Annotated in this window: 3 protein-coding genes; all 3 read left to right on the top strand. The window is 74.6% G+C overall.

The annotated features are described in order from the left end of the window. Positions 1 to 2,024: type I polyketide synthase (locus ACFFRH_RS43570; protein WP_386164033.1), on the top strand; the 2,024-nt coding region annotated here is incomplete at its 5' end. A 33-nt stretch (positions 2,025 to 2,057) separates the two neighbouring features. Continuing rightward, positions 2,058 to 13,070: a type I polyketide synthase gene (locus tag ACFFRH_RS43565; protein WP_386164031.1), complete on the top strand. Its 11,013-nt coding sequence runs from the start codon at positions 2,058 to 2,060 to the stop codon at positions 13,068 to 13,070. 29 nt (positions 13,071 to 13,099) lie between these two features. Then, a partial coding sequence (locus ACFFRH_RS43560) for a type I polyketide synthase (protein WP_386164029.1) occupies positions 13,100 to 15,053 on the top strand: 1,954 nt, incomplete at its 3' end.

Genomic DNA, 15,053 nt, shown 5'->3' with positions numbered 1-15,053 from the left:
TGTTGCCGGCTCCGGAGCCGGGGCGGCCGTATCTGCCGTTCGCCTGGAGCGGGGTGTCGGTCCACGCGGTCGGCGCCACCACCCTGCGCGTCAGAGCGACGAGAAACGCCACCGCCAACGTCGGGAGCGTCGGTCTCACGCTGAACATCGCCGACGGCAGCGGCGTACCCGTGGCCGACATCGAGGCGCTCACGCTCCGCGCCCTGTCCACGGCGAGCCTCGGCAACACCGCCGGGCAGAACATGTACCGGCTTGAGTGGAGTGCGGCTCCGGCCGTCTCCGCCGCCGCGGAGGTGCCCGGGTGGGTGGTGGCCGAACCACCGGCCGAATCACCCGCCGGTTCGCCGACCGGTTCGTCCGCCGACTCGCCGGTCGGTTCGCTGGACGGTTCGCTGGACGGTGAGATCCCGGAGTGCGTGCTGGTCGAGGTCCCGGCCGGGGTGCACCAGGCGCTGGGCCTGGTGCGGGAGTGGCTGGCCGGGGAGCGGTTCGCCTCCTCGCGGCTGGTGCTCGTGACGCGGGGCGCGGTGACGGTCGCCGAGGTCGAGGACGTGGACCCGGCGCAGGCGGCGGTGTGGGGTCTGGTGCGGGCGGCGCAGGCCGAACAGCCCGGCCGGTTCGTGCTGCTGGACGTGGAGGCCGGGCCGCTGGACCCGAGAACGGTCGATCAGGCGCTCGCCTCGGGCGAGGCCCAGATCGCGGTGCGCGCGGGTGCGCTCTGGTCGCCGCGACTGGCACGCGCGGCCGTACCGGAGTACGAGCGCCTGGACTTCGGCCCGGAGTCCACGGTGCTGGTCACCGGAGGAACCGGCGGTCTGGGCGCCCTGGTGGCCAAGCATCTGGCCGCCACCTACCAGGTCAAACACCTGCTGCTGGCCAGCAGGCGCGGCGAGCAGGCTCCCGGCGTCACCGACCTGGTGACCGAGCTGACCGAACTCGGAGCCACGGTCACGGTCGCGGCCTGCGACGTCGGCGACCGGGACGCGCTGGCCGGGCTGATCGCGGCCATCCCCGTCCAGCACCCGCTGAGCGGCGTGGTGCACGCGGCCGGAGTCCTGGACGACGGCATGATCACCGCGCTCACCCCCGAGCGGCTGGACCGGGTCATGCGGCCCAAGGCCGACGCCGCCTGGCACCTGCACGAGCTCACCCGGCACCTCGACCTGTCCGCGTTCGTGCTCTTCTCCTCCCTCTCCGGGGTGCTCGGTGGCGCCGGCCAGAGCAACTACGCCGCGGCCAACGCCTTCCTCGACGCCCTGGCCGAACACCGCAGGGCGCAGGGACTGGCGGGCACCTCGCTGGCCTGGGGCCTGTGGGAGAGCGGGGGCATGGCGGACGACCTCACCGAGGCCGACATACGCCGCATGGAGCGCATGGGCCTGAAGCCGCTGCCGGTGGCGGACGGGCTGGCGCTGTTCGACGCCGGCCTGAGTCACGACCTTCCGGCGCTCGTCGCCGCCCGGTTCGTGCAGGCCAGGACCACGGCCCGTACGGCACTGCCCCGGGCGGGCGCCCTGCACGGGCTCACCGACCGGCTGGCCGCGATGGAGCCCGCGGAGCGCCAGGCGGCTCTGTCGGACCTCGTCCGCGGCCAGGCGGCGATGGTGCTCGGCTTCGCCGACGCCTCGGCGATCGAGCCCCAGCGCCAGTTCCAGGACCTGGGCTTCGACTCCCTCACGGCGGTCGAGTTCAGGAACAGGCTCAGCGCCGTCACCGGGCTCCGGCTGCCGGCCACGCTGGTCTTCGACTATCCGACCTCGATCGAGCTGATCGAGTATCTGGTGGACCACTTCGACGGGGCGGAGGACGAGGAGGCGCAGATCCTGCGGCTCTTCGCCGAGATCGACAAGATCGAGAGCACCGTGACCGGGCTGGCGGAGGAGAGCGTCGCCCGCAACCGGCTGGTCGCCCGCCTCAAGGACTTCCTGACGGGCCTCAACGGCTCCGGCGCGGCCGACCACTTCGAGACGGCCACCGACGACGAGATGTTCGCCTTCATCGACAACGAGCTTGAAGTCTCCTGACCTGTGCGCTTCTGCTGAGAAGGAATACCCGAGATGGTAAACGAAGACAAGCTCAGGGACTACCTGAAGCGAGTTACGGCCGACCTCCAGCAAACCCGTCGACAGCTGCACGAGATCGAGGGCCGCGACCGCGAGCCCATCGCGATCGTCGGCATGAGCTGCCGCTACCCGGGTGGGGCCACCTCGCCCGAGGAGCTGTGGCGGCTCGTCGCCGAGGGCGGTGACGGGATCTCCGAGTTCCCCGCCGACCGCGGCTGGCGCGAGGACCTGTACCACCCCGACCCGGACAATCCGGGCACGACCACCTCCAGGCACGGCGGCTTCCTCTACGACGCCGCCGAGTTCGACGCGGGATTCTTCTCCATCTCCCCGCGCGAGGCCATCGGGACCGACCCGCAGCAGCGGCTGTTCCTGGAGACGTGCTGGGAGACCTTCGAGAACGCGGGCATCGACCCGGTGTCGGTTCGCGGCAGCCGTACCGGGGTCTACGCCGGGGTCATGTACCACGACTACTTCCGCGCGGAGGCGCTCGGCAGCGTCACCTCGGGCCGGGTCGCCTACGCCCTGGACCTGGAGGGCCCGGCCGTCTCCGTCGACACGGCGTGCTCGTCGTCGCTGGTCGCGCTGCACCTGGCGGTGCACGCCCTGCGCAGGGGCGAGTGCTCGCTGGCGCTGGCCGGCGGCGTCACGGTGATGGCGACCCCGAACACGTTCATCGAGTTCTCCCAGCAGCGGGGCCTGGCCGGTGACGGCAGGTGCAAGTCGTTCGCGAGCGCGGCCAACGGCACCGGATGGGGCGAGGGCGTGGGCGTGCTGCTGCTCGAACGCCTCTCGGACGCCACGGCGAACGGGCACAACGTGCTCGCGGTCATCCGCGGCAGCGCGGTCAACCAGGACGGCGCCAGCAACGGGCTGTCGGCGCCGAACGGCCCCTCCCAGGTCCGGGTGATCAGGGAGGCGCTGGCCGACGCGGGCCTGTCGCCCTCGCAGGTCGACGCGGTGGAGGGCCACGGGACCGGCACCACCCTGGGCGACCCGATCGAGGCGCAGGCGCTCATCACCGCCTACGGCCAGGACCGGGCCCCCGGCAGGCCGCTCTGGCTGGGTTCGCTGAAGTCGAACATCGGCCACACCCAGGCCGCCGCCGGCGTCGGCGGCGTCATCAAGATGGTGATGGCCCTGCGCAACGGCGTGCTGCCTCGGACGCTGCACGTGGACGAGCCGACCGAGCACGTGGACTGGTCGGCCGGCGCCGTGGAGCTGCTCACCGAGGCCCGCCCCTGGGAGCGTCACGACACACCGCGCCGGGCGGCCGTCTCGGCCTTCGGGTTCAGCGGCACCAACGCCCACATGATCATCGAGGAGACGCCCGTCCGGCCCGACGAGGCCGAGCCGGAGAGGCTCCCGCTCCCGCTGGTGCCCTGGGTGGTCTCCGCCAGGGACGAGCAGGCGCTCGCGGCGCAGGCCGGTCGGCTCCACACGTGGGCGGCCGCGCACGACGACCTGCCGATCGAGGACGTCGGCTGGTCCCTGGCGACCGGCCGGGCTGTGCTGGATCAGCGCGCGGTGGTCGTCGGGGCGGACCGGGCCGAGCTTCTGGCCGGTCTCCAGGCCCTCGCGGAGAGCGCGCCCCTGCCGGGAACCGTCACGGGAACCGGGACGGGCGGGCAGCTCGCCTTCCTGTTCGCGGGCCAGGGCAGCCAGCGGGTGGGCATGGGGGCGTCCCTCGCGGCGGCGTTCCCGGTGTTCGCCGACGCGCTGGAGGAGGTCTGCAAGGTCCTGGACCCGATGCTGCCGCACCCCGTACGCGAGGCGATGTTCTCCGGTCCCGAGGAGGTGCTGGCCGAGACGGGGATGACCCAGCCCGCGCTGTTCGCCTTCGAGGTGGCGCTGTACCGGCTGCTCACCTCGCTCGGCGTCACCCCGGACGTGCTCGTCGGCCACTCGGTGGGGGAGATCGCCGCCGCCCACGTGGCCGGGGTGCTCTCGCTGCCCGACGCCTGCACGCTGGTCTCCGAGCGGGCGCGGCTGATGCAGGCGCTCCCGGCGGGCGGGGCGATGCTGGCGATCGCCGCCTCCGAGGCCGAGGTGCTGCCGCTGCTGGAGGGGTGTGACGCCGGCATCGCCGCGGTCAACGGCCCGGAGGCCGTGGTGATCTCCGGTGGCGAGGCCGCGGTGGAGGAGATCGCCGCCCTGGTGAGCGCCCGCACCCGGCGGCTGCGCGTCTCGCACGCCTTCCACTCGCCGCTGATCGAGCCGATGCTCGACGAGTTCCGAGAGGTCGCCCGGTCGCTCACCTACCACGAGCCGGAAGTGCCGATCATCTCCGACGTCACCGGCAGGCGCGCCCAGCCGGGACAGCTGACCGACGCCGCCTACTGGGTGGACCACGTACGGCAGGCGGTCCGCTTCTCCGACGCCGTCGCCACCGCCCGCACCGGCGGCGCCACGGTGTTCGTCGAGATCGGCCCCGACGCCGTCCTCACCGGCCTGGCCAGGCAGATCCTCGACGGTGACGACGCCGTCGCCTTCGTGCCGACCGCGCGCAGGGACCGCGACGAGGCGCGAGCCTTCGTCGAGGCCCTCGGCCACCTGCACGGCAGGGGCGTCGCCGTCGGCTGGGACGCCTACTTCGCCGACGCCTGCCCCCGGCGCGTCGACCTGCCCACCTACGCCTTCCAGCGCAAGCGCTTCTGGTTCATGCAGGGGAGCGCCGCGCCCGAGCAGGTGGCCGACGCCGTCGACCCCGAGTTCTGGTCGGCCGTGGAGCGCGAGGACGTGGCCGCGCTCGCCGCGACGCTGAACATCGAGGACGGTTCGCCGCTCGCCGCCGTGCTGCCCGCGCTGTCGTCCTGGCGCCGCAGCAGACGCGAGCAGGACGTGCTGGACTCGTGGCGCTACCACGTGACGTGGGAGCCCGTCACCCTGCCGGACGCCAGGCCGTCCGCGCTGTCGGGCACCTGGCTGATCGCGGTCCCGGCGGCGCGTGCCGCCGACGCCTCGGTGCTCGCCGTCGCCGAGGCCCTCGAACGGCACGGAGCAAGTCCCGAGGTGGTCGGGCTGGGCGACGACCCCGGCGAGGTGCCGCCGTACGGTGACACCGCGCCCGCGGGCGTCCTCTCCCTGCACTGCGACCTGGCCCAGACCCTCTCGCTGATCCAGGCCCTCTCGCGGACCCAGGTCGGCGACGGCCCGAACGTGCCGCTGTGGATCGGCACCGACGGCGGCGAGAGCGTGAGCCGCGTCGACTTCGTCCGCGACCCCGAGCAGGGCGCGGTGGCCGGGCTGGGCCGCGTCCTCGCCCTGGAGCACCCCGGCCGACCCGGCGGCACCGTCGACCTGCCGGAGACCCTCGACACGCGCGTCCTCAACCGCCTGGTGAGCGTGCTCGCCGGAGCAGGGGAGGAGGACCAGCTCGCCGTCCGCGCCTCCGGGACCTTCGTCAGGAGACTGACCAGGGCGCCCAGGCGGCGGACGGGGCCGGCCGGACGCTGGCAGGCGCGCGGCACCTCCCTGATCACCGGCGGCACCGGCGGCCTGGGCGCGCACGTGGCGCGCAGGCTCGCCCGCGGCGGCGTCGAGCACCTGCTCCTCACCAGCAGGCGCGGCGCGGACGCCCCCGGCGTCACGGAGCTCGTGGCCGAGCTGGAGGAGCTGGGCGCGCGGGTCACGGTCGCGAAGTGCGACGTGGCCGACCGCGCCGCGCTCGCCGCCCTGATCGGCGAGGTCGAGGCGGGCGGCGACACCATCCGGTCGGTCTTCCACACCGCGGGCGTCCCGCACATCCAGCCGCTGCTCGACCTCGGCCCGGACGAGCTGGCCGAGGCCACCCAGGCCAAGATCACCGGCGCCGCCCACCTGGACGAGCTCTTCGCCGGACCGCTCGACGCCTTCGTGCTGTTCTCCTCCGGCGCCGGTGTCTGGGGCGGCTCCCACAACGGCGCCTACGCCGCGGGCAACGCGTTCCTCGACGCGCTCGCCGCCCACCGTCGCTCCCGCGGCCTTCCCGGGACGGCGATCGCCTGGGGCTTCTGGGACGCCGCGGGCGGCGGGATGACCACGCTGCTCGGCGAGGACGACGCCCGCAGGAGCGGTGTCCGCTACATGGACCCGCTCACGGCCGTCGAGGGACTCTGGCAGGCGCTGGACGACGACGAGACCGCCCTGGTGATCGCGGACATCGACTGGCCGCGCTTCGCCCCGCTCTTCGCCATCGCCCGCAGGCGCCCCCTGCTGGAGGGCGTCCCCGAGGCCGTCGCGGTGCTCGAGACCGGCGAGACCGGCGGGACCGGCGGGACCGGCGGCGGGACCGGCGCGGAGGTGTCCGAGCTGGGCGCCCAGCTGGTCCGGCTCAGCCCGCAGGACCAGACCCGCCTCCTGGTGGCCCAGGTCCGCAAGGAGGTGGCCGGCGTGCTCGGCTACGCGGACCCGTCGGAGGTCGGCGTCGACCGGGCCTTCCGCGACCTCGGCTTCGACTCCGTCACGGCCGTCGAGCTGCGCGGCAGGCTCAACGCCGCCTTCGGCATCCGCCTGCCGGCCACCGTGGTCTTCGACTACCCGAACGTGAAGGCGCTCGCGGAGCTGGCCAGGACCGAGATCCTGGGCGTGCGGGACGACGTCGTGGCCGCCGGGGCGGTTCGCGGCGACGTGTCCGACGACCCGATCGTGATCGTCGGGATGAGCTGCCGCACCCCGGGCGGGGTGAACGGCCCCGACGACCTCTGGCGGCTGGTCGCCGAGGGCGGGGACGCCATCTCCCGGCTGCCCGACAACCGGGGGTGGGACGTCGACGGGATCTACGACCCCGACCCGGAGGCGGTCTTCGCCTCGTACACGCAGGACGGCGGTTTCGTGCTCGGCGCGGGCGAGTTCGACCCCGAGTTCTTCGGGATCAGCCCGCGCGAGGCGCTCGCGATGGACCCGCAGCAGCGGCTGCTGCTCGAGGCCTCCTGGGAGGCGATCGAGCACGGCCGCATCGACCCCGGCTCGCTGCGCGGCAGCCGGACCGGCGTGTTCGTGGGCGCGGCCTACGAGGAGTACGGCCGCCACTCCGACCAGGTGCCGCTGGAGTCCATCGGGCACCTGGTCACCGGCACGCTGAGCAGCATCGCCTCCGGCCGCGTCGCGTACGCGATGGGGTTCGAGGGGCCCGCGGTCACGGTCGACACGGCGTGCTCGTCGTCGCTGGTGGCGCTGCACCTGGCGGTGCAGGCGCTGCGCAACGGCGACTGCGACCTGGCCCTGGCGGGCGGTGTCACGGTGATGTGCACCCCGCTCGGCTTCATCGGCTTCAGCCTGCAGGGCGCGCTCGCCAGGGACGGCCGGTGCAAGGCCTTCGCGGGCGCGGCGGACGGCTTCGGGCTGTCGGAGGGCGTCGGCATGCTCCTGGTCGAGCGGCTGTCGGACGCGCGCCGCAACGGCCACCCGGTCCTCGCGGTGGTCCGTGGGTCGGCGGTCAACCAGGACGGCGCGAGCAACGGCCTCACCGCGCCGAACGGTCCCTCGCAGCAGCGGGTGATCCGTCAGGCGCTGGCGAACGCGGGCCTGTCGCCCGCGGACGTGGACGCGGTCGAGGCGCACGGCACGGGCACCACCCTCGGCGACCCGATCGAGGCGCAGGCGCTGCTCGCCACGTACGGCCAGGACCGGCCCGAGGACCGGCCGCTGTGGCTCGGCTCGGTGAAGTCGAACATCGGCCACACCCAGTCGGCGGCCGGGGTGGCCGGGATCATCAAGATGGTGATGGCCCTCCGGCACGGCGTGCTGCCGAAGACGCTGCACGTGGACGAGCCGAGCCCGCACGTGGACTGGTCGTCCGGCGGGGTCGAGCTGCTGACCGAGGCCGTCGCCTGGCCGGACAGCGGACGCGAGCGCCGCGCCGCCGTGTCGTCGTTCGGCATCAGCGGCACGAACGCGCACGTGGTGCTGGAGGAGGCCCCCGCCCAGGACGTCCGGGAGGACGAGGCGCCGGCGGAGCTTCCGTCGCTGCCCGCGGTGCCGTGGGTGCTGTCGGGGCGGACCGCCCAGGCCCTGCGCGACCAGGCCGGACGGCTGGCGCGGGCGGTCGCGGGATCCGGGGCGCGCCCGGAGGACGTGGCCCACTCGCTCGCCGTCTCCAGGTCCGCGTTCGACCACCGCGCGGTGATCGTGGGCACGGACCGCGACGAGCTGCTCGCCGGGCTGCACGGGCTCGCGGACGGCGCCGCCGTCACCGGGGTGGTCGAGGGCACGCCCGGCGCGGGCGGCAAGACGGTGTTCGTCTTCCCCGGCCAGGGGTCGCAGTGGCCGGGCATGGGCGTCGAGCTGCTGGACTCCTCCGCGGTGTTCGCGGCGCGGATGGCCGAGTGCGAGGTGGCGCTGTCGGAGTTCGTGGACTGGTCGCTGACCGGCGTGCTGCGGGCCGAGGAAGGCCAGCCGGGCCTCGACCGGGTGGACGTGGTCCAGCCGGTGCTGTGGGCGATGATGGTCTCGCTCGCCCAGCTGTGGCAGTCGCTCGGGGTCGCACCGGCGGCGGTGGCGGGTCACTCCCAGGGGGAGATCGCCGCCGCGGTGGTGGCCGGTGCGCTGTCCCTGGAGGACGGCGCCCGGGTGGTGGCGTTGCGCAGCCGGGCGATCGTGGCGCTGGCCGACCGGGGCGGGATGGTCTCCGTCGCGCTGCCGTCGGCCGAGGTGGCCGAGCGGCTGGGCCGCTGGGACGGCCGGGTGTCGATCGCCGCGCTCAACGGCCCGGCCGCCACGGTCGTCTCCGGCGACGTGGACGCGCTGGAGGAGCTGCTCGCCGACTGCGAGGCGGCCGGGGTGCGGGCCAAGCGGATCGAGGTGGACTACGCCTCGCACTCCGCGCACGTCACCGCGATCGAGGACGAGCTCGCCACGCTGCTGGCGCCGGTCGCGCCGCGCGCCGGCCACATCCCGTTCTTCTCCACCGTGACCGCCGACTGGATCGAGGGCACCGAACTCGACGCCGGGTACTGGTACACCAACCTGCGCCGGCCGGTCCGGCTGGAGCCGTCGGTGCGCGCGCTGATGGAGCGGGGACACGGCGTGTTCGTGGAGTGCAGCGCCCACCCCGTGCTGACCATGGCCGTCCAGGAGACCGCGGACGCGGCCGACCACGACGTCACGGCCATCGGCACCCTGCGGCGCAACGAGGGCGGCCAGCGCCGGATGTGGTCCAGCGCGGCCGAGCTGTGGACGCGCGGCGGCGACGTCGACTGGGAGCGGGCCGTCGCCCCCGCCCGGCCGAGCGTCGTCGACCTGCCCACCTACGCCTTCCAGCACCAGCACTTCTGGCTCGAGGAGCGCACCTCCCAGCCCGGCGACGTCGGCGCCGCGGGGCTGGGCGCGGCCGGACACCCCCTGCTCGGCGCGGCCGTGTCGCTCGCCGGGGCGGAGGGCGTCCTGCTCACCGGCAGGCTCTCGCTGAGGACGCACCCCTGGCTCGCCGACCACGCGGTCAACGGGCAGGCGATCCTGCCGGGAACCTCCTTCGTCGAGCTCGCGCTGCGCGCCGGTGACGAGGTCGGCTGCGACCTCGTCGACGAGCTCACCATCCAGGCGCCGCTCACCCTGCCGGAGCGGGGCGCGGTCCAGCTCCAGCTCGCCGTCGGCGCGCCCGACGACGAGGGGCGGCGCACGCTCGCCGTCCACGCGCGGCCCGACCGCGGGCTGTCCGACGACCCGTGGACCTGCCACGCCGTCGGCGTCCTCGCGACCGGCGCCGCCCGGCGGCCGGTCCAGGACACCGAGACCTGGCCGCCCGAGGGCGCCGAGGCCGTCGACGTGTCCGGCATGTACGGCTGGCTGGCCGAGGCCGGTCTCGGCTACGGCCCGACCTTCCAGGGACTGCGGGCCGTCTGGCAGCGCGGCGAGGAGGTCTTCGCCGAGGTCGCCCTGCCGGAGGGCACCGACACCGGCGGGTTCGGCCTCCACCCCGCGCTCCTCGACGCGGCGCTGCACTCCGTCGCGCTGCACGCGACCGGCGCGCAGGCCGGGCCGCAGATGCCGTTCGCCTGGACCGGCGTGCGGCTGCACGCCACCGGGGCCACCTCGATCCGGGCCCGGCTGTCGATCCCCGAGACCGGCCGCGTGGCGCTCACCCTCACCGACCAGGCGGGCGCCCCGGTCGCCGACGTGGCGGCCCTGCTGCTGCGCCCGCTGCCCGCCGCGAGCACCGCTTCGGCCGCCGGTACGGCACGCGACTCGCTCTACGCCCTCGACTGGGCGCCCGTCCCGGCCGCAGAGGTACCGGCCGGGCAGCGGTGGGCCGCCGTCGGCGACGCGACCGACCTGTCCCGGGCCGGGATCGACGCCGCGCGGCACGACGGCCTGGCCGCGCTCCTCGCGACGGAACAGGTGCCCGACCTGGTGTGCGTGTCACTGGACGGCGGACCCGCGGGCCCGCTCGCCGAGGCCGTCGCCGGCCGTACCTGCGAGGTGCTCGACCTGCTGCGGACCTGGCTGGCCGAGGAGCGCTTCCCGTCCTCGCGGCTCGTCCTCATCACCCACGGCGCCGTCGCCGCGACCGCCCACGACGAGGTCGCGGACCTGACGAACGCCGCCGTCTGGGGGCTGGCCAGGTCGGCGCAGTCGGAGAACCCGGACCGGCTGATCCTGCTCGACCTGGACGGCCACCCGGACTCCTACCAGGCGCTGCCGGCCGCACTGGCCGGTGGGGAGACCCAGCTCGCGCTCCGCGAGGGGACGGCGTACACGCCCAGGCTCGCCCGCGCCGGATCCGGGCGCGGCGACGCGATGATCCCGCCCGCCGGGGCCGGGAACTGGCGGCTGGACGTGACCGGCCGGGGCACGGTCGACAACCTGGCGCTGCTGCCCGCGGACACCCCGCCGCTCGCCCCCGGCCAGGTCAGGATCGCCACCCGGGCGATGGGACTGAACTTCCGCGACGTGCTGATCGCCCTGGACATGTACCCCGGCGACGCCCCGATGGGCGGGGAGGGCGCGGGCGTCGTCACCGAGGTCGCCGACGACGTCACCACGCTCGCGGTCGGCGACCGGGTGATGGGCATCGTCGACGGCTTCGCCCGGCTCGCCGTCACCGACCACCGGCTGCTCGCCCGGATCCCCGACGGATGGACGTTCGCCGAGGCGGCGTCCGTGCCGATCGCCTTCGTCACCGCCTACCACGCGCTCGTGGACCTGGCCGATCTCCGCGCCGGGGAGTCGCTGCTGGTGCACGCCGCCGCCGGCGGCGTCGGCACGGCCGCCGTCCAGCTCGCCCACCACCTGGGGGCCGAGGTCTACGGCACCGCGAGCGAGGGCAAGTGGGACGCGGTGCACGCGCTGGGCGTGCCCCGCGAGCGGATCGCCTCCTCGCGGACGCTGGAGTTCGCGCGGACCTTCGGCGCCGGGGTGGACGTGGTGCTCAACTCCCTCGCCGGGGAGTTCGTCGACGCCTCGCTCGGGCTGCTGCGGCCCGGCGGGCGGTTCATCGAGATGGGCAAGACGGACGTACGGGATCCGGCCGCGATGCTCCCCGCGCGCTACCAGGACTTCGACCTCACCCGGCTCGACACCGCGCGCACCGGCGAGATCCTCGCCACGGTCGTCGCGCTGTTCGCGGAGGGCGCGCTCCGGCTGCCGCCGATCCGCGACTGGGACGTCCGCCGGGCCGGTGACGCGTTCCGGTACGTCGCCCAGGCCCGCCACATCGGCAAGGTCGTGCTGACCACGCCGGTCGAGCTCGACGGCGAGGGCACCGTGCTCGTCGTCGGCGGCACCGGCGCGCTCGGCGCCCTCGCGGCGAGGCGGCTGGTCACCGAGCACGGCGTGCGGCACCTGGTCCTGGCCGGACGCCGCGGCCCCGAGGCCGCGGGCGCCGCCGCGCTGGAGGAGGAGCTGACCGGGCTGGGCGCCACCGTGCGGATCGTCGCGTGCGACGCGGCCGACCGGGACGCCCTGGCGGCGCTGCTCGCGGACATCCCGGCCGAGCACCCGCTGACCGGCGTCCTCAGCACGGCGGGCGTGCTGGACGACGGGATGATCTCCTCGCTCACCCCGGAGCGCGTCGAGGCCGTGCTGCGGCCGAAGGTCACCGCGGCCGTCAACCTGCACGAGCTCACCGCCGGGCTCGACCTGGCGCGGTTCGTGCTGTACTCGGGCGCGGCCGGCGTGTTCGGCAGCCCCGGCCAGGGCAACTACGCGGCGGCCAACGCCTTCCTGGACGCGCTCGCCCGGCACCGCCGGGCACGCGGGCAGGCGGCGACGTCGCTGGCCTGGGGCCTGTGGTCGCCGCGGAGCGGCAGCGGGATGACCGGCCACCTGGACGAGGCCGACATCGGCCGGCTGAACAGGTCCGGGATGGGCGCGCTCGACCTGGACCAGGGCCTCGACCTGTTCGACCTGGCCATGGGCGCGGACCAGGCGGCACTCGTGCCCATGCGGCTCGACCTCGCCACGCTGCGCGCGGGCGCGGCGGCCGGCTTCGGGCACCCGCTGCTGCGCGGCCTGGTGCGGACCACGGCCCGCCGCGTCGTGACGGCCGAGTCGCAGGAGGCCGAGTCCCTCACCGACCGGCTGGCCGCCCTCCCCGAGGCCGACCGGACGCCGATGCTGCTGGACCTGGTGCGGAGCCACGTGGCCGCGGTGCTCGGCTTCGCCGGGTCCGAGGTGGTGGAGCCCGGCCGGGCGTTCAAGGAGATCGGCTTCGACTCGCTGACCGCGGTGGAGCTGCGCAACCGCCTCAAGACCGCCACCGGGCTGCGGCTCCCCGCCTCACTGGTCTTCGACTACCCCAACCCCGCCGCGCTGGCCGGGCACCTGCTGGAGGAGATCGCGCCACCGGCGCACAGCGCGGACCAGCAGATCCTGGCCGAGCTCGACCGGATCGAGGCCAGGCTGGCCGTCGTCGCGGCCGAGTGCGCGACCTCCGAGGACATCACGGCCCGGCTGGAGCAGCTGCTCTTCTCCTGGAAGGAGAGGCGGCCGGACACCGGACCGGCGGAGGAGGACGTGGCCGGCCGGCTGGCCGACGCGACGGCGGACGAGATTCTCAACTTCATCGACAACGAGCTCGGCATCTCCTGAGCAGGCGTAGTAGCGAGAGAGGAAGGCAGATGGCAACAGAAGCACAGCTCGTCGAGTACCTGAAGCGAGTGACGACCGAGCTTCACGACAGCAAGAAGCGCCTGCACGCGGCCGAGGAGAAGGACCACGAGCCCATCGCCATCGTCGGCATCGGATGCCGCTACCCGGGAGAGGTCGAGAGCCCGGAGGACCTGTGGCGGGTCGTGGCCGGCGGGACCGACGCCATCTCGAACTTCCCCGAGGGACGCGGCTGGGACCTGGAGACGCTCTACAACCCCGACCCCGACGCCTTCGGCACCTCGTACGTCGCCGAGGGCGGGTTCGTGCACGACATCACCGAGTTCGATCCCGGCTTCTTCGGGATCAGCCCGCGCGAGGCCGTCGCGATGGACCCGCAGCAGCGGCTGCTGCTGGAGACCTCGTGGGAGGCGATCGAGCGGGCCGGCATCGACCCGGTCACCCTGCACGGCAGCAGGACCGGCGTGTTCGTGGGCGCCAACAGCCCCGAGTTCCTCACGATGATGACGCAGGCGCCGCCGGAGCTGCAGGGCTACATGATGACCGGCGTCGCCACCAGCGTGGTCTCCGGCCGCATCTCCTACACCCTGGGGCTGGAGGGCCCGGCCGTCACCATCGACACCGCCTGCTCGTCGTCCCTGGTCGCGCTCCACCTCGCGGTGCGCGCGCTGCGCAACGGCGACTGCACGATGGCGCTGGCCGGAGCGGTGACCGTGCTCGCGACCCCCGGCACGTTCGTCGGCTTCAGCCGGGTGCGCGCGCTGGCCAAGGACGGGCGTTCCAAGGCGTTCTCCAACGCCGCCGACGGCATGGCGCTCGCCGAGGGCGCCGGTGTGCTCCTGGTCGAGCGGCTGTCGGACGCGCGGCGCAACGGCCACCCCGTCCTCGCGGTGATCCGCGGGTCGGCGATCAACCAGGACGGCGCGAGCAACGGCCTCACCGCGCCGAACGGTCCCTCGCAGCAGCGGGTGATCCGCCAGGCGCTCGCCGACGCCAGGCTCGCGCCCGTCCAGGTCGACGTCGTCGAGGCGCACGGCACGGGTACCGCGCTCGGCGACCCGATCGAGGCGCAGGCCATCCTCGCCACGTACGGCCAGGACCGGCCCGAGGGCAGGCCGCTGTGGCTCGGCTCGGTGAAGTCGAACATCGGCCACGCCCAGGCCGCCGCCGGCGCGGCCGGGGTCATCAAGATGGTGATGGCCCTGCGCAACGGCGTCCTGCCCGCCACCCTGCACGCCGAGGAGCCCTCCGAGCAGATCGACTGGACGGCGGGCGACGTGGAGCTCCTGACGGAGGCCCGTCCCTGGCCGGCCGGCGCGGAACCGCGCAGGGCCGGCGTGTCCTCGTTCGGCATGAGCGGCACGAACGCGCACGTGATCATCGAGGAGGCCCCCGCCCAGGAGCCGGTCGAGGCCGAGGCGCCCGCCGAGGTACCGGTGGCGCCGTGGGCGCTGTCGGCGAAGACGAGCGAGGCGCTCCGGGCGCAGGCCGGGCGGCTCGCGGCGTGGACGGCCGAGCGCGCCGAACTGGGCGTGGCCGACGTGGCGCACTCGCTGGCGGTGTCGCGGTCGGCCTTCGAGCGCCGCGCCGTGGTGGTGGGGGACCGGGCCGAGCTGACGGCGACCCTGGAGCGGTTCGCCTCCGGCACGGTGTCGGGCGCCGTCGAGGGAGTGGCGGCGACCACGGGCAAGACGGTGTTCGTCTTTCCTGGTCAGGGGTCGCAGTGGTTGGGGATGGGGGTTGAGCTGCTGGAGTCTTCGGCGGTGTTCGCGGGTCGGATGGCGGAGTGTGAGGTGGCGCTGTCGGGGTTCGTGGACTGGTCGTTGACGGGGGTGTTGCGGGCGCAGGTGGGTCAGCCGGGCTTTGAGCGGGTGGATGTGGTTCAGCCGGTGTTGTGGGCGGTGATGGTCTCGCTGGCGGAGGTGTGGCGTTCGCTGGGGGTGGAGCCGGCGGCGGTGGTGGGTC

Source organism: Streptosporangium vulgare, assembly GCF_042428775.1.
In the GTDB taxonomy this organism is placed as follows: Bacteria; Actinomycetota; Actinomycetes; order Streptosporangiales; family Streptosporangiaceae; genus Streptosporangium; species Streptosporangium vulgare.
Note: the sequence above shows the minus strand (reverse complement) of the source record. Positions and strands in the feature narration are given on the sequence as shown.

Coding starts and splice junctions, on each gene's coding strand:
- ACFFRH_RS43565 (WP_386164031.1), top strand. CDS start 2,058: ATGGTAAACGAAGACAAGCTCAGGGACTACCTGAAGCGAGTTACGGCC.